The organism is Vreelandella aquamarina, assembly GCF_020075495.1.
Taxonomy (GTDB): domain Bacteria; phylum Pseudomonadota; class Gammaproteobacteria; order Pseudomonadales; family Halomonadaceae; genus Vreelandella; species Vreelandella aquamarina_A.
Genome location: NZ_JABYQT010000020.1, coordinates 1 through 16,192 on the forward strand (window position 1 = coordinate 1; position 16,192 = coordinate 16,192).

12 protein-coding genes are annotated in these 16,192 nt (G+C 57.3%); 6 read left to right on the forward strand and 6 right to left on the reverse strand.

Annotation, left to right across the window (positions count from 1 at the left end):
- On the reverse strand, positions 1-1,025 hold a 1,025-nt coding region (locus HW452_RS17130), incomplete at its 3' end, for an OmpA family protein (protein ID WP_224107313.1).
- A gap of 115 nt (positions 1,026-1,140) precedes the next feature.
- Between HW452_RS17130 and HW452_RS17135 the strand changes: the two genes are divergently transcribed.
- From HW452_RS17135 to HW452_RS17145, 3 genes are read left to right on the forward strand one after another with little or no spacing between them, the layout of a single operon-like run.
- The gene (locus HW452_RS17135; protein ID WP_425348121.1) at positions 1,141-1,878 is read left to right on the forward strand and encodes a hypothetical protein; all 738 of its coding nucleotides are present in this window, start codon (positions 1,141-1,143) and stop codon (positions 1,876-1,878) included.
- A 4-nt stretch (positions 1,879-1,882) separates the two neighbouring features.
- A complete protein-coding gene (locus HW452_RS17140; RefSeq protein WP_224107314.1) occupies positions 1,883-2,497 on the forward strand; it encodes a FlgO family outer membrane protein in 615 nt (204 codons plus the stop codon).
- 56 nt (positions 2,498-2,553) lie between these two features.
- Positions 2,554-3,363 carry a glycosyltransferase family 32 protein gene (locus HW452_RS17145; RefSeq protein ID WP_224107315.1) on the forward strand — a complete coding sequence of 270 codons (810 nt, stop codon included), beginning with the start codon at positions 2,554-2,556 and terminating at the stop codon, positions 3,361-3,363.
- Between the two features lie 288 nt (positions 3,364-3,651).
- Here HW452_RS17145 and glyA read toward each other — a convergent pair whose 3' ends face one another.
- The 3 genes from glyA to HW452_RS17160 all read right to left on the reverse strand — a co-directional run bounded on the left by glyA (position 3,652) and on the right by HW452_RS17160 (position 8,470).
- On the reverse strand, positions 3,652-4,917 hold the full coding sequence (glyA, locus tag HW452_RS17150; protein WP_224107316.1) for a serine hydroxymethyltransferase: 1,266 nt from the start codon (positions 4,915-4,917) through the stop codon (positions 3,652-3,654).
- Between the two features lie 170 nt (positions 4,918-5,087).
- On the reverse strand, positions 5,088-7,655 hold the full coding sequence (locus HW452_RS17155) for an ABC transporter permease (RefSeq protein WP_224107317.1): 2,568 nt from the start codon (positions 7,653-7,655) through the stop codon (positions 5,088-5,090).
- On the reverse strand, positions 7,652-8,470 hold the full coding sequence (locus tag HW452_RS17160; protein ID WP_224107318.1) for an ABC transporter ATP-binding protein: 819 nt from the start codon (positions 8,468-8,470) through the stop codon (positions 7,652-7,654). The genes HW452_RS17155 and HW452_RS17160 overlap by 4 nt, the downstream gene beginning before the upstream one ends.
- Between HW452_RS17160 and HW452_RS17165 the strand changes: the two genes are divergently transcribed.
- From HW452_RS17165 to HW452_RS17175, 3 genes are all read left to right on the forward strand, one after another.
- Positions 8,469-9,143 (forward strand): arylesterase, encoded by a 675-nt coding sequence (locus HW452_RS17165; protein WP_224107319.1) that lies wholly within the window; start codon positions 8,469-8,471, stop codon positions 9,141-9,143. The genes HW452_RS17160 and HW452_RS17165 overlap by 2 nt on opposite strands.
- A 77-nt stretch (positions 9,144-9,220) precedes the next feature.
- Complete coding sequence (locus tag HW452_RS17170) at positions 9,221-9,925, forward strand: transglutaminase-like cysteine peptidase (protein ID WP_224107320.1); 705 nt, start codon at positions 9,221-9,223, stop codon at positions 9,923-9,925.
- Between the two features lie 14 nt (positions 9,926-9,939).
- A complete protein-coding gene (locus tag HW452_RS17175) occupies positions 9,940-11,838 on the forward strand; it encodes an EAL domain-containing protein (RefSeq protein WP_224107321.1) in 1,899 nt (632 codons plus the stop codon).
- Positions 11,839-11,877: 39 nt separating this feature from the next.
- On the opposite strand, the gene HW452_RS17180 is transcribed toward HW452_RS17175, so the two are convergent.
- Positions 11,878-12,198, reverse strand: a complete 321-nt coding sequence (locus HW452_RS17180; RefSeq protein WP_224107322.1) for a tryptophan synthase subunit beta like protein — start codon at positions 12,196-12,198, stop codon at positions 11,878-11,880.
- Between the two features lie 92 nt (positions 12,199-12,290).
- Positions 12,291-16,192: DUF5801 repeats-in-toxin domain-containing protein (locus tag HW452_RS17185; RefSeq protein WP_317986362.1), on the reverse strand; the 3,902-nt coding region annotated here is incomplete at its 5' end.

Sequence of the window (16,192 nt, forward strand, 5' to 3'; positions counted from 1 at the left end):
CACTCGACGTGAATGACGACTTCCACGCGACGGTTGCGGGCTCGCCCTTGCGCAGTGGCGTTGTCTTCAAGTGGCCGGGTGGCCGCCAAGCCTACGGCGCGCAAGCGCTCAGGCGCTACCCCTTCGGCCTCGAGCGCTTCGACAATGGCAATGGCCCGCGCACTCGACAGCGCCCAGTTGGATGAATATTCAGCGGTACTGATCGCTTGGCTATCCGAGTGCCCTTCGACCCAGACCTCGCCGTCATAGCGCTGTATGATTTCCAGCAGGCTGCCTACCAGCGAGCTGCCGCTAGCGGTCAGCTCGGCAGTGGCCGAAGGAAACAGTAGTTGATCCTGCACCCGCAGGCTGATTCCTTCGGCAACTCGCGATACTTCGACGCCTTCAAGATCCGGCAGGTAGGGCGAGGTTTCGATACGCTCGGCCAAGGCCACCTGTAAAGCCTGGGCGCTGCTGATCGCTTCTTCGGATACTTGCTCCACGTTGACAGGCGCACGGTCGGTCAGCAGTACCATGTAGTCGGCAAGCGGTGTTGCCAATGTGGGGGTATCAACCGGTACCAACAGCGTAGGCAGTGCCATTGGCGGCAGTACTGCAGGGGACTCGCTCAGCACTGGCTCATCCAGTACCGGCACCTCCAGCCTGGGCAGCGCCAGCAGCGCAGGCGGTGCACTGGCCACCGGGCGCGCTTGCGGCAGGCCGGCAACCCCTAGCGCCGCGCTGATGGCAAAGGGTTCAAGCCCACGCCGCCAGGCAGGTAATTCGCGCTGCTCGAGGGCATTCACCATGCTGTCGGGTAACGGTACATCGAAGCCGGGTGCCGCCTCTTCGACGATTTCCTCTGGGGCAGGCTTGAATATCTCTGGCCGGGTAGCGCCAGCCGCTGCGATAATGATCACGAAAAGCGCTACCAGTAGCGTCATGATATCGATATAGCTGATCATCCAGCCGCTGTTGCTGTCGTCCTCGGGATAGGCCGACAGCAGCGAGTCGTGACGCGGGCCGCTGCGATGATCTTCAAGCATTCGTATTATCGCTCATTCAAGTTCTCAACCTCGTGGCCGATGTTAGTAAACAAGATCTACCCGTGCATGACAGACTAGTCTACCAAAGACCCATCCAAGCGATAAGGAACCGCCGGTGCGCATCTGCTTTAGCTCTTTAGTTACTCATTCACTCTTTCGCCTTGCAGGCATCGGGCTGGTCAGTGCAATGCTCAGCGGCTGTTTTTATGCCAATACATCGCAGGCTCCCATTGCGACCACCTACCCCTATACCGAGCAGCAGCGCATGCAGGCCGCTCACCACTGGGAAGTGCTTGCACGTCATGAAGCCAGCAGTATCCTGCAGCGCGAGCGCGTGCGTTTTCGCGATCTACACATCACCGAGTCGGATAACCAGGCGCTGCACTTGTACAGCGGCGGCGAGTTCGAGCGCGGTTTTCGCACGCTCTTGACCAGTGAACTGGTCTCGCGGGGCGCCAACCTTACCACGGTGCCCACCCCTAACGCGGCCAATATACATATCAACGTCGAAGTGGTCGAACATCGCGACCGGGGCTTCATTCGTCCGCCAGCCGGCGCGTTCACTGCCCTGACCACCGGTATTGCGGTTGCCACGATCCCCATCAACCGCTGGACGGAACCGACACTTGGCCTGATTCCAGCCGCCATTGGTGCCGATATCGTCAGCGGCAGCTGGACCCACACAGGTAACGAGGAAGTGATCATTACCACCCAGATCATCGATGGAGAGCGTATCCTCTACTCGTCTTCCAATATTTATTACATCAACGCAGGCGACCGCCGCCAGTATGCGCCGCATCGGGTTGTTCGCGCCCCGGCCACGCCTACCGTCTCCATTACTGATACCTGGTAACAGCATGCCTTCTACTGCGCTTTCCCTTTTTCTGCCCTGCTTTTCACGGCGCCGCCCAGGCGCTTTTTCAACCGCCTGCCGACTGCTGCTGACCGCCCTTCTGCTGGCCGGGCTTGCCGGCTGCAGCACGTTTGGCAATTCGAACAACCAGCAGAAACCACCTCCTGAGCCGGACCTTTCCGAACTGGCTCACCAGGCTGCCCAGCAAATGATCGCCAGCAATCCGGATCTGACACGCTACAGCCCCATGATTGCTGCCACCTTTGTCAGTATCGACAACCTGAGCCAATCCTCGACGTTCGGGCGGATCAGTTCCGAGATCATGGCCTCGGCCCTTGCCCAGCAGGGCATGCAGGTGCGTGAAGTCAAGATGCGTGACAGCATGTTCATCGAAGAGAGCGTGGGCGAGTTGATCCTTTCCCGCCAGGTGCAGCGCCTGACCGCCCAGCATAATGCGCGCTCCATTTTGATGGGCACCTATGCGCAAGGCCAGGACTACTTGTACGTGAGCACGCGGGTAGTGCGCTCGGGTGATGCCATGGTATTGGGCAGCGCGGACTTTCGCGTAAAGCTGGACAATAACATGCGAAGCCTACTGGAAGGCCAGGGAGGCTGGTAAACTACCCGCTTTTACTGCCACCCTGCCTTTTCAAGGTACGTCAGGAAGAGTGTTAAATGCACGGTTTCAAGAAAGTGCTGATAGTCGCTACCAGTCGACTGATCAAGCTGGTGGCCAACATCACCAAGCTGTTGAGCTATGTTTTCCACTTCGTTCTCCCCAACAAGCGCTTCACCTTGCCAGAGCGCGCTGCGCCCTGGCTATCTCCCAAAGGGGAAGCGGCTATCCCGCGTACGATATGGCAGACCAACTTTACCGATCAGGTGACGCTTCCCGTCTACCTCAACTACCTGTTCAACCGACTGATGGCGCCTCGCTTCGAGTACCGATTCATGGTGACCGATGCGCGCCGTGAGTTTATAGCTGAAAAGTGCCAAGGCGAGATACTGGCCTGCTACGACCGCTTGCAGATTGGTGCCGCTCAAGCAGACCTATGGCGCCTGATCGTGCTGCATGAAAAGGGTGGTGTATATCTGGATATCGATGCGCACGCGATCTGGTCGCTTGAAGGCATTCTGGGTAAACGCCATGAAGAGCTGTATGTCACTACCCGTCTCGGTCATTTCAGTAACTATTTCATTGCCAGCAGGCCACATAACCCCCATCTGGGCGCGTTAATTCAGCAAGTCTGTGCCAATATCAAGGCAAACGAGTTGACCAATGTATTCGATATCACAGGTCCGGGTGTTTTCAATCAATGTCTCGACAAGGCCAGCGTACCGAGCATTTCATACCGGCATGCCTGCAACCAGGGCAGTTTCACCAACGAACATTTCCAGTATATCGACAAGCCGGCAGGCAAGTGGACCAAGGAGCAGGAGAAGGTGGCGGTCATTGGAACGGAAGACCTATCCAGAAGGAACTAGGGCCTGCCTGAAAAGCAGTGAGCGAAAGTAAAGCAGGACAAAAATTGGTGAAGAAACGGAGTTTACTCGTATAAATGATTGCTTCGAACCATTTTTATGACGCCGTATTGTTATTTGTGAGCACAGATACTTCTCAGACAGCCCCTAACAGACATTATTAGTTATTATCAGCTAAAGAATCTTATGAACAATTTAAAATTAAAAAACACGGGAGACCCCTAAAGGCCCCCCGCGCTTTGCGGCTATCCATAGCCAGGAGAACTGATTTAATCAGAATAGCAAATTTACTTACTTATAAACCGGGAAACGGCTACAGACATCGGCCACTTTATCCAGCACCTGCGCTTCGATTGCGCCGGTGTCTTCGCCGTTGGCAAGCACATCCAGAATATCGCAGATCCAGCCGGCGAGTTTCCGGCACTCCTCTTCACCGAAGCCGCGTGTGGTGACCGCCGGGGTGCCAATGCGCAGACCGGAGGTTACAAACGGGCTTTGCGGGTCGTTGGGGACCGCGTTCTTGTTGACGGTGATATGGGCACGGCCAAGCGCGGCATCTGCATCCTTGCCGGTCACGCCCTGCTTGATCAGCGACAGCAAAAACAGGTGATCCTCGGTACCACCGGAAACGATGTCAAAACCGCGATCCATGAAGACACCCGCCATTGCCTTGGCGTTCTTGACGACCTGCTGCTGATAGGCCTTGAACTCCGGCGACATGGCTTCCTTGAAGCAGATGGCCTTGGCGGCGATCACGTGCATCAGCGGGCCGCCCTGGCCACCGGGGAAGACGGCAGACTGAAGCTTCTTCTCGATATCGGCATCGTTTTCAGCCGACAGGATCACGCCGCTACGCGGGCCACGCAACGTCTTGTGGGTCGTGGAGGTAACCACGTGCGCGTGGGGCAGCGGGCTTGGGTAAACGCCTGCGGCAACGAGGCCTGCCACGTGGGCCATGTCGACCAGCAGGTACGCGCCGACTTCATCGGCGATTTCGCGGAACCTGGCCCAGTTAATCACCTGGGAGTAGGCCGAGAAACCGGCAATGATCATCTTGGGCTTGTGCTCACGGGCAAGCTCGGCCACCTGGTCGTAATCGATCAGGCCCTGCTCGTTCAGGCCGTACTGAACCGCATTGTACTGCTTGCCGGAGAAGTTGGGCTTGGCGCCGTGTGTCAGGTGGCCGCCCGCGTCCAGGCTCATGCCCAGGATGGTATCGCCGGGTTTGACCAGCGCCAGGAAGACGGCACTGTTGGCCTGGGAGCCGGAGTGCGGCTGAACGTTGACGTAAGTGGCGCCAAACAGCTCCTTGGCATAATCGATGGCGAGGTTTTCGGCAATGTCCACGAACTCGCAGCCGCCGTAGTAGCGCTTGCCGGGGTAGCCTTCGGCGTACTTGTTGGTCAGCTGGCTGCCCTGGGCTTCCATGACGCGGGGGCTTGCATAGTTTTCGGAAGCAATCAGTTCGATATGCGCTTCTTGACGGCCCACTTCTTTCTGCATGGCGTCAAACAGCGCATCATCAAACCCGGCAATTGTCATATCGCGGCTGAACATTGGCGAGGAACCTCGTAGATAAGGATCGTTCATGGAAGAAATAAGGCCGCTATCATAACGCAGCCGGAGACGACTTTCATCGCATCCGCGTCAGGCGCACCATGAATGCCATTCATGGTGCGCCCGGCTGCAAGGATATTGAGCTGAAAAACGCGCTATCCAGCGCTTTTTCAAGCTTCGCCCAGTAGCCCCAGGCTCGCCGCTGGCGCCTGACGGCGCAGGCTGCGCGAAAGCGCGTGGCCGATGACACCGATCAGCAGCGCCCCGCCAAAGGGTAGTACAACCCAAAGCATCAGGTGTGGCCGCGGGGGCAACTCCAGCCAGTAGACATACAGTGCCGCAGTGGCCATTTCAGCCAGCACGGCCCCCATCAGGCCGCTGGCCAATCCCAATAGCGCGTACTCGGCACCCTGCACTCTCGAAATCATCCGAGTACCTGCACCAAACACGCGCAACAAGCCACTTTCATGAGCACGAACCGGTTGGCTGGCGGTAAGGGCGGCATAGAGCACACTGATACCCGCAAGCAGTACCAACAGCAATACAAGTTCAATGGCCCGGGTAACCTGCGCCAATACATCACGCACCTGAGCGAGAATGGCATCCACGTTTAACAGCGAAACGCCGGGAAAATCGCTGACCAGTTGGCGGATCAGACCCTGCTCGCTTTCAGGCAGGTGGAAGGCCGTAATGTAGCTGTGGCCGAACGACTCAAGTACCCCAGGCGGAAAGATCACGAAGAAATTGGGTTTGAAGCTATCCCAGTTGAGGCTGCGCAGACTGGTAATACGCGTGGTCAACTCGTCCCCTCCCACCGAGAACGTGAGCGTATCGTTCAGGGAGAGGCCCAACCGGCTGGCCAGGCCTTCTTCTATGGAAATCGGCACCATTTCGTCTTGCGGCGTGGCATCCACTTCACTCAACCAGCCTTGAGGTTCAGGCATACTGATTGAGCCGGCAAACCACTCCCCCGCGACCACCTGGTTGCCTTCGGGCAGCTCGGCCTGCCAGGTCAGGTTGAGTTCACGGCGCAGCGAGCCATCGCCGCGAGCATCTTCGGGTACGGCGTCTTGGGGCAGTTGGCCATTGATGGCCGTAATTCGGCCGCGCACCATGGGGTAAAGCGTACTTTGCGTATCCACCCGTGGAGCTACCGCCTGCTCAAAAGCGTCTCGCTCGCCGGGCTGGATGTTGATGGCGAAGTAGTTGGGCGTATCATCCGGTAGCTGGTCCTGCCAAGTGGAGAGAAGATCACCCCGCACCAGCACGATCATTGCCATGGCGAAGAAGGTTACCGAAAACGCCAGCAGTTGGCCGACCCCAGCCTCACGGCGGCGCGCCAGCTGGCGCGCACCCAGGCGCAGCGCCTGAGACCATTCATCGCTGCCGGCCAGCCTCTTGACCCCTTTTAGAATACCCTTCAGCAGCAGTGCACTAATGCCCCACAGCACCGTAAGCAGGATAGCGCCGCCCAGCAGCAGCCCTAGCGCCAACGTCAAGCTGCCCGAGTAGAGCCATAACAGCCCGCCAAACACGATAGCCGCAACCGCCACCACCAGCCAGGCCGCAGGTGGTAGCGGATCCAGCTCGCGGCGCAGGACTTTAAGCGCGCTGACTTGCTTGATACGTAAAAGCGTGGGTCCGGCAAAGCCGACCAGCACGGCCAGCGCTGTCAGCACACCCAGCCATAGCGGCATGATACCCGGCGGTGGCAGCGTCATGGGCAGAAAGCTGACCAGCAAGCGCAGCAGGATGGCCTGACCGGCAAGCCCCAGCAAGGCACCGATCACCGAGGCGATGAGGGCAAGCCCGATAAGCTGAAGGCTGAACAGCATGACCAACTGCTGCTGGCTGGCCCCAAAGCAGCGCAGCAGCGCGGCGGTATCCAGATGGCGCTCGACATAACGGCGTGCCGACATGGCAACCGCCACACCGGCCAGGAGTACGGCAGCAAGCCCGGCAAGCCCCAGATAGCGGTCGGCACGCTGCAGGGCATTCCCCAACTGCGGGCGATCAATACGTACATCACGCACCTCGACACCCGACTGACGAAGCTCGGCAAGCAGTGACTGCACTTGATCAATCGCCTGCGGGGGGCCGGCGGCCAGCAACTCGAACTCGACCCTTGAGCCTTCCTGGACAAGCCCCGTGGCGTCGAGATCCGCCGTGTTAAGCATCAAGCGTGGATTGAAGTTGCCGAACCCGCCGGCCTGGTCGGCTTCGCGTTCGATAATACCGCTGATGGTCAGCTCGGCCTGGCCTACCTGAACGCGGTCACCCAGCGTTATGTCGATCAGCTCTGCCAGACGCGGATCAGCCCATGCCTGACCGGCCGGCGGCCCGGAGGCGACCGGTTCTACACCGTTACCCCGGTCTACTCGCGAGACCCCATAATGAGGATAAACGTCGTCCACGGCTTTCAGACTTGCCGGCTGGAAGCGCTCGCCCAGGCTGATCATCGAGACGAGGCCAACCTGGTCGCTGAGTGTAAACCCGGCCTCTTCAAGCGTTTCGCGCAGCTCATCTGAAAACGGGCTGCGCTGCTCGAGCACCAGGTCGCCGCCCAGCATCTGCCCTGCCTGGCGCTCGAGTCCGCGCTCCAGCCGGTCAAGGAAGAAAGCAATCATGGTAGAGGCGGCGACAGCAAGGATCAGCGCGACAAACAGCGCGCGAACATCCGCCGATCGGAAATCGCGCTTCAAGCTCCTTGCTGCCAGACGCCAGGGCATATCACTCATTGCCCTCCTCCTTCGTCTGTATCCGGCATAAAGGGTAGCAGGCGGCCCTGGTCCAGCTGCAGACAACGATCGCAACGCCTCGCCAGGGCGTGATCATGGGTGACCAGAATCAGCGTGGTACCGGCTTCACGGTTGAGGGTGAACAGCAGCTCGATGATCTGGGCACCGGTGTCGGGGTCCAGGTTACCGGTGGGTTCATCTGCAAATACCAGTTCAGGGTCGGTGACAAAGGCGCGGGCGATGGCGACGCGCTGCTGTTCACCACCGGAAAGCTGCTTGGGCAGATGCTCGGTGCGCTCTTCAAGCCCCACTTTAGCCAGCCAGCTCTTCGCTGCCTGCTCTTCACCGGCGCGGGGAGACAGCTCCATGGGCAGCAGCACGTTTTCCAGCGCGCTCAAAGACGGCAGCAGCTGAAAGTTCTGGAATACAAACCCTACACGCCCGGCCCTTAGTGCGGCACGGCCATCTTCATCCAGCCGGCTAAGCGGCTGACCAAACAGCGTCAGCTCGCCATCGCTTGGCGTGTCCAAACCCGCCAACAGGCCCAGCAGGGTAGACTTTCCCGCTCCACTTTTTCCCAGAATGGCAACGCTCTCGCCTGCCGCCACGCTCAGTGAAAGCTCATGTAGAATGGTCAAGGTGCGCTCGCCGCTGTTGACCCGCTTGGTGAGCTTTTCGGCCTTCAGCACGGGTCGGCCTACTGGCGGATGGGGAACCTTGCCGTTGCCCACAGTGTCGGTATCAGGCGGATTCGCCGCTTGCGACGACGCACTGGTGGCAGAAGACTGTGCAGCTTTATCTGAGGAGTGAGGCATGAAGCGAAGCATCCCTGTGGCATGGCATAAACTTGATCGAATGGTAACCGGCTATCTGGTCGTTCTGATAGTCGCCTTTAACGCCGCCGTTAGCAACGCAAGCGAGCTACCTACGCTGCTGGTGATGGGTGACAGCCTGAGCGCCGCTTATGGTATCGAGCAGGACCAAGGCTGGGTCAACCTGCTGCAACAGCGCCTGGACGGCCGCGCCGAGGTCGTGAATGCGAGCATCAGTGGGGAAACCACCTCAGGCGGCTTACAACGGTTCAGCGACATCCTGCAAAAGCGGCAGCCGGATATTGTGCTGCTGGAACTGGGCGGCAACGATGGCCTGCGTGGGCTGGCTCCCAACCAGATGCGTGCCAATCTGGCCGACATGATCGAGCAGAGCCAGGCAATCGATGCTGATGTATTGCTGCTCGGAATCGATATTCCGCCTAATTACGGCCAGGCGTACCGCGATGCGTTTACCGGCGTCTACCACTCTCTGGCCGAAGAGTACGACATTGCCCTGCTGCCCTTCCTGCTGGAAGATATTGCGCTCAACACACAGCTCATGCAAAACGATGGCATTCATCCTACCGCCGAGGCACAGCCGATCATTCTGGACAATGTCTGGCCAGTGCTGGAGCCGCTATTGGATAGCGCTGGTCAGCTCCCGGACGCGTCGTGATTTATCATCAGGATCCTATAGAACTTCTGCGCGGCAGATTGTAGTCTTAGCACATCCTTTCGTGATGATGGCGACTCATGTCCGCGCCTTTAACGCCCTCCTCTTACAAACTTTCTCGTCGGCAGTTTCTGGCCACGGCGGGCGCGCTGTTTCTGGGCGCAGGGCTTGGCATTCATCCGACCCCGGCTGCGGCATTTGATCCTCAGCGTTTACGCCAAAGTATGCAGCAGGCCTATGGGCAAGCGGGTCTTGCCGTACTGGAAGAGTGGTTTTCCATGCTGGAGCGTCTGCGCGGCCAGGATATCCAGCTGCAGTTGCGCGAGGTCAATGACTTCTTCAACCGTCGCATCCGCTGGGTCGATGACATGGTAGTGTGGGGGCAAGAGGACTACTGGGCCACACCTCTGGAAGCGATGGGCAATGGGCGTGGCGACTGCGAGGATTACTCCATCGCCAAGTACATTACGCTCAAGCAGTTGAACGTTCCCGGTGAGCGGCTGCGCATGATCTACGTTCGAGCTCGCATCGGACGTAGCCAGATTACCCAGGCACACATGGTTCTGGGCTACTACTCCACGCCCAGTGCCGAGCCGCTGGTACTCGACAATATCGTTCCATCCATCACTCCTGCTTCACAACGTACCGATCTCGACCCATTGTTCAGCTTCAATAGCGACGGTCTCTGGGCAGGCGGTTCAGCGGAGTCACGCGCTGACCCGCTGGCACGCCTGTCGCGGTGGCGCAATGTTATCGATCGAATGAAAACGCAGGGTTTCATCTAAGAGGAATAGGCGTAATGTCGCTGATTAAACAGCTCTGGCTTGCCATTATCACGCTGCTGCTACTGTCATTTATTGGCAGCCTGGCGATCAGCATCACTTCCAGCCGCGACTATATCGAGCAGGAAGTGCGCATCAAGAATGAAGACAACGCCACGGCCCTGGCGCTCTCCATGAGCCAGCTCGACAAGGATGACGTGACGCTGGAACTCTTGATCTCGGCCCAGTTCGATACCGGCTACTACCGCCAGATTACCCTGCGCGATACGCAGGGTGATGTGCTTATCGAGCGCGTCGCCAGCGGATATCAGGGCGATGTGCCGCGCTGGTTCCGTCAGCTCATCGACTTTGACGTACCCATGGGCGTGGCCACCGTTCAGGATGGCTGGCGGCAGTTTGGTACGCTGGAGCTCGAGAGCCAGCACAGCTTTGCCTATGGCGCTTTATGGCGCAGTACGCTGGAACTGGCAGGTTGGTTCATTCTGGCGGGCATCGTCAGCCTTGGCCTTGCCATGCTGGTGGTGCGCGGCGTCAAGCGGCCACTGATGCGTGTGGTTGCCCAGGCCCAGGATATCAGCGCCCAGCGCTTTACCACCATCAGCGAACCCCGCACGCTGGAGCTTCGCCAGTTGGCGCACGCCATGAACCTGCTCTCTGCCAACGTGCGCCAGATGCTGAGCAGCGAAAGCCAGAAGCTCGATGAACTGCGCCGCCGACTGCAGCATGACCGAGTGACCGGCGCGCTGAATCGCGACGTCTTCATGGCACGCTTCGACGCCTTGCTGGAAGGCGATGACGCCCGGGGCAACGGGTTGATCGTGATGGTTCGCGTACAGGATCTGGAGACTCTCAACGAGCGCTCAGGCCATCAGGCCACCGATCTGTTGCTCCACACGCTGGCAACTCAGTTGAGCACGCTAGATGCCCATGGCGAAGCAGCTCTGGTGGGACGTCTCAACGGCAGCGATTTTGCCCTGCTGCTTCCTCTGGCAGATGACTCGGAGGCATTGAAAGCAAGCCTTCAGCAGGCGCTGGCGCACACCGCTGCCCAAGCGGAAGAGGTTCAGCTTCCCGCTGCAATAGCGCCCTATGCAAGCGGCGACAAGCGCGGCGCCCTGCTTGCCACGCTGGATGATGCCTTAGCGGAGGCGGAAAGTGATAGCGCCTACTCACGGATCGTGATTCGTCAGCATCAGCGCCACTCCTTGTTCAGCACCCACGCCGATTGGCGCGCTGCGCTGAAAGACGCCATCGCCAAGGGGCCGCAACTTGCCTACTTTCCGGTGGTGGATGCCCAGAATCAAGTACTGCATTACGAGTGCCCGGCTCGCCTGGAGCTGGATCAGCAGTGGCAGGCGGCCGGGGTGTTCATTCCCTGGGTAACGCGCTTTGCTCTGGAGCCGGTGCTTGACCTGGCCGTAGTCAAAGCAGCACTTCGCCAGCTGGAAGCAGACCCCGAGCATCGCCTGGGCGTCAACCTGTCGGTGGCCTCCATCTGCAATGCGCAGTTCGTCACCGAGCTGCGCACGCTGCTTGAAGCGGCCCCTGGGCGAGCCGCCAAGCTATGCTTTGAAGTACCGGCAACGCTGAATACCCAGGCATTGGCCAACCTGCGCGGTCTTTGCAACACGTTACGTCCGCTAGGCTGTCAATTCGGTATCGAGCACGTTGGTGCGGACTTTACCAAGCTTGCCGACCTGCACGACGTAGGACTGGCCTATCTCAAGATCGACAGCAGCCTGATTCGGGGATTGGATACCTCTCATGAGCAGCAGACCATCGTGCGAGGGATGGCCACGCTGTGTCACTCGCTGGGTATTCAGGTCATTGCAGAAGGTGTCACCGAGCCCCAGGAGCTGATGTACGCCTTCCAGACCGGCATGGATGGCGTCACCGGCCCTGGCGTGCGTCTTTGATCTTCTTCAGGCAGCTCCGACATTTCTCTGCGGCGACGACTAGATGGTGTCGTCGTCGCTCAATAACCCGACCCCGCTCTTGGCACGCAACGACTTGCGCTCCATGATCTTTTGCTGAGCGGGAATCGGCAGATCCGTAAACGCGATGATGCCCTTCTCCAGCAGCACGGCCAGAATATCCTCGACGACCCGCACGAAAGCCAGATCCGACGCCACGAACTGCGCCGACTGGCCACTTTTTGAAGCCAGAAAGGCCATTACTTCGGGGGAATCAGACGACAGGGTTTCCGTGCACTCAGGCGAAGGCTCCTTGCTGAGCATGACGACCTCTCCCTGACTATTGCGTTTGATATAGAACATGACCGCTTCCTCGGTAGGTAAAAGCGATAAAAGATGGATAGAGTTGAATGGAACAGGCCGCCCCGAAGGGCGGCCTGCTTTCCTGCTAGGGGTTAATCGATATCAATCTTGCCATTTTGAAGCATTTTCTGGATAACATCGCTTTCGGTAGCCCCAGGACCGGCCAGGCTATTAAAGCTTTGCCCTTCCAAATGAATCACTTGATCAGCATTACTGGTTTTACCGTTGAGCTCACCTTTGGAGCTGAGGTACAGCACCGTTTCACTACCTTCTTGCTTGGCCATGATGAACTTACCAATATTGCCTTCGTTCTCGCCTTGCAGCAGATCTCCCAAGTCGAGCTTATTGTTGCCCGTACCGAAATCCTTGACGATATCGTTGGCAGGTTTACCTACTGCGCCTTGATCCCCGAATTCCCACTTGAAGGTATCGGCACCGGCACCACCGTAGAGGATGTCGTTGCCACCACCGCCCACTAGCACGTTGTTTCCGGTATCTCCCTGAAGCATATCATTACCTTCAGCGCCCCATTTGAAGCTATCTACCCCCGGGCCGGTAATACCCACACGCAGGGTTGCTTCGGATGTCGAGCCGTCGATGTGTACCAGTTGATAAGTCAAGGTATCGATCTTGCCTACACTATCCACCTTGGCATCTGGACGATAGGTGTAATCGCCATCCGCCTCGAGCGTAAAGTTACCAAATTTACCCGCGACACTCGTACCCGCCGCTTTGGTATCGACAAACTGTGTACCGTTCCACACCTTGAGCGTGGTAGCGTTGGCATCGAAAACATCTCCTTTATCTCCGATACCCAAATCCGTCAGTACGTTACCCGCCACCTCAGCAGATTTGATTTGTTCATAAGGCTTGGGCTGATCAATCACCGTGACATCTTTAATCGTTGCGGAAGAGTAATTACCCCCAAAAACGTTTGTCGATCCACTCGTCTTCGCAACAAAGTCGACTCTATATTTCCCCTCCGCAAGATCAAACGAGTAATCCTTACTGCTAAGCGCACCGCTATAACCAGGCACAGCTTTATAGTTACCTGCAGCATCCTGCTTAGTGAGCTGCCATGACATAGAGGCAGAGGTGGATGTAAACCATCCATTAGGTTGATACAAATCAACGCTAAATTTCAAGCTACCCTTCCCTCCTTCACTCACGATAAACGTTTTGCTGTAGGTATCGGTTCGCTCCTGCGAAGTCGCATAGTACGAGGTCTCTTTAGCGATCAAGGTAGTCGTCGTTGAAGGCGGCGTAATCGTCTCAGCTGTTATCTTCGCTTCGTTGACGTTATCTATCGCCAGTACACTCGTTACACCAACCTTCGCCGTATCGACCTCACTATGTACACCTAGTTTGCTGACTACTTCGGCTGAGACCTGAACCTCTTTTGTCCCAGCGGCCGGTGCCACGGTCAATCCGCCCTTATCGGTCAGCGTATACTGACCATTGGCGTTCATGCTCAGTTCCTTGCCGTTTTGCAAAAGCTTGCCGCCAGAGACTTTGACTAAATAGTTAGCAATTTCTCCGCCGTCAATATGACTATCCAGTGTAACGGAGTACTGAATAGTATTTTTAGGTAGTATTGCTTTAATCTCCGATACTGTCATGGTTTCTTGAGGATCGGTCGAGGCTACCATGAACCAAATCTTGGCCTTACCAGTGTCATCCAGCATGAAACTAGAGCTATGCGAAGTTTTTTCAGACCAAACGTTATTATTGGTACTCCCCGGCGTACCTATAGCATACGTATCCGGATATCCCTCCAGCCATGCGCCGTTAGCAGAAATTTTGAAAGTATCTCTCGTATACCCACCAGTACCGTTTTCCCACCCACCAAAGGCCTGCTGCATCCAGCTGAGCGTAACGGTCTTACCAGCATTCTCTGCTCCGAAATCAAACTCTTTATACTGCCAATCCGGTTCCACCTTGCCATAAACATCTGCATTGCCTTTAGAGCCTAAGCCACGGATATCCGATGTAGATTTTTCCAGCGGTACAAAAACGCTTTCTACATTGATAGCAACATCAATAGTAGGCGTTGCACCGGCATAGGCATTCAAATTCACGATGGTAGTGGCACTATCACCATCACCGTCTACCGCTTTGATCTTGAACTGGATATCCTCCGGAATAGCTTTGTACTGCACGAAGTCCCAAGTACCCTGCGTTTTGGAAAGCTCTACTCCAAAGACTTTATTTCCCTGGCTGTCACGTGCCACCAGCGAACTTCCGTCATTCACTACCGATACCGCATAGCCAAAGTTATTAGTCAGGCCTTCCAGCGAGAACCCACGAATACCATCCGCCGACTCTGCCAAGACCTGTCCTTTGGCACTGGCGATGACCTGACCTGTTACCTCACCATTGAAAGTAATGCTCTTAAGGGCATAGTCACTGTTGTCACCGTGACTCATCGGCTTTCCATTGTCGATTGCAACAAAATGCACTTCATCGAAACCACCGGGCACCGACTTGAAGTTAGCCGCATAACTGCCGCTGTTGGCATCCGAGGAAAATTCTTTCTCTTCTATTAGCTTACCTTCACGATAAAAGAGCGCTTTACCTCGTTCCAGTTCGCCGCCATACATCAAGCCGAATTCAGCGCTCAAGCCAAACGCAAGCTTACCGGCGTCCAGCTTGATGATCAGCTTCTCTGAGGCTGAAGTACCATTACTAAAATGGCGATAATCGATTTCGCCCGGCAGCTTGTGGTAGGGGCTTCCGTCGCTGTTCACACCGAGCCCATTACTTGTTTGGTAAACCTTAGCCTCGGTCAACGTCGAATCTGTAGCCGACTTGAAGCCCTGAGCAGTAATACTAAATCCATTGAAACTAAGCTTCGTATGGTTTTGAGCACCGCTCGCGTTAAGAGACGTCTGGCCATTCAGGACGACGGGTACATCTTGTACAATAGCTTTATAGCCGTCGGCATTTTGAGTCATTGTCACGCCATCATCTTCAAATTTCAGATGGCGGCCCAAGGCGATCTCAGTTTGTGCTGAAAGCGCGTTGCTACCTTCTTCAGTAGCTTTCACGATCAAACGAATGCCCGCATCCCGCAGCGGCAGAACCTCATCCCCACGAGTAGGATCAGGATGATGAATTGCCATGTGCTGAGTCAACGTCACCTTTCCACTCTGATCGACGCTTACCTCAAAAGCGGTGGATCCACTTTTCGTCAGGCCCACGATATTGCCATCGCGCATTACCAGCGAAATATCCTCACCGCTTTGAGTAGCTTTTAGTAGCGGAGGAGCTTCACCTTTGGCAGTCAAGCCCAACTGATAGCTCACTAACCCCTCTTTACCCACCGCATACCCGGCTGAAAGCGCTTTAGAAAAGTCTGTCGTAGAAGATACAGACGATGATTCACGCAGCCCGGTCTCGTCCACGAGCACATCCAAGCCACTTAGCACATCGCTATTGATGGTGATGGTGGGCAGCAAGGCACTCTCACCCACGGTGGCGTCGCCACGTGCGGTCAGGCCGTCTTCGTCCGTTACCGTGACATTGACCGGCGGCAGGTTGCCGCCGCCGTTGACGTGGGCCGCGCCCGCGTCGGTCAGGGTGACGGTGCCGGTGATCGCGTCGATGGCGTAGTAGCCGTCGGCGTTGCTGCCCTCGGTCAGGCTGTAGCGCAGTGCCGCGTTGTCGCCGTCCGGGTCGTTACCCTGGCTGGTCGCCACTTGCTGGCCGGCTTCGGCCGCGCCCTGGATGGCGTCATAAGTGCTGGTCACCTCGACGGTGGGCAGCAAGGCACTCTCACCCACGGGCGCGGTGTCGTTTGCCGTCAGACCTTGTGCGTCGGTCACGGTCACGCTCACCGCCGGCAGGTTGCCGCCGCCGTTGACGTGCGCCGCGCCCGCGTCGGTCAGGGTGACCGTGCCGGTGATCGCGTCGATGGCGTAGTAGCCGTCGGCATTGCTGCCCTCGGTCAGGCTGTAGCGCAGTGCCGCGTTGTCGCCGTCCGGGTCGTTGCCCT

Bases quoted from the DNA above. Each gene is read 5' to 3' on its own strand.
- HW452_RS17140 (WP_224107314.1), top strand. From the start codon at position 1,883: ATGCCTTCTACTGCGCTTTCCCTTTTTCTGCCCTGCTTTTCACGGCGC.
- HW452_RS17145 (WP_224107315.1), top strand. From the start codon at position 2,554: ATGCACGGTTTCAAGAAAGTGCTGATAGTCGCTACCAGTCGACTGATC.
- glyA (WP_224107316.1), bottom strand. From the start codon at position 4,917: ATGTTCAGCCGCGATATGACAATTGCCGGGTTTGATGATGCGCTGTTT.
- HW452_RS17155 (WP_224107317.1), bottom strand. From the start codon at position 7,655: ATGAGTGATATGCCCTGGCGTCTGGCAGCAAGGAGCTTGAAGCGCGAT.
- HW452_RS17165 (WP_224107319.1), top strand. From the start codon at position 8,469: ATGAAGCGAAGCATCCCTGTGGCATGGCATAAACTTGATCGAATGGTA.
- HW452_RS17160 (WP_224107318.1), bottom strand. From the start codon at position 8,470: ATGCCTCACTCCTCAGATAAAGCTGCACAGTCTTCTGCCACCAGTGCG.
- HW452_RS17170 (WP_224107320.1), top strand. From the start codon at position 9,221: ATGTCCGCGCCTTTAACGCCCTCCTCTTACAAACTTTCTCGTCGGCAG.
- HW452_RS17175 (WP_224107321.1), top strand. From the start codon at position 9,940: ATGTCGCTGATTAAACAGCTCTGGCTTGCCATTATCACGCTGCTGCTA.
- HW452_RS17180 (WP_224107322.1), bottom strand. From the start codon at position 12,198: ATGTTCTATATCAAACGCAATAGTCAGGGAGAGGTCGTCATGCTCAGC.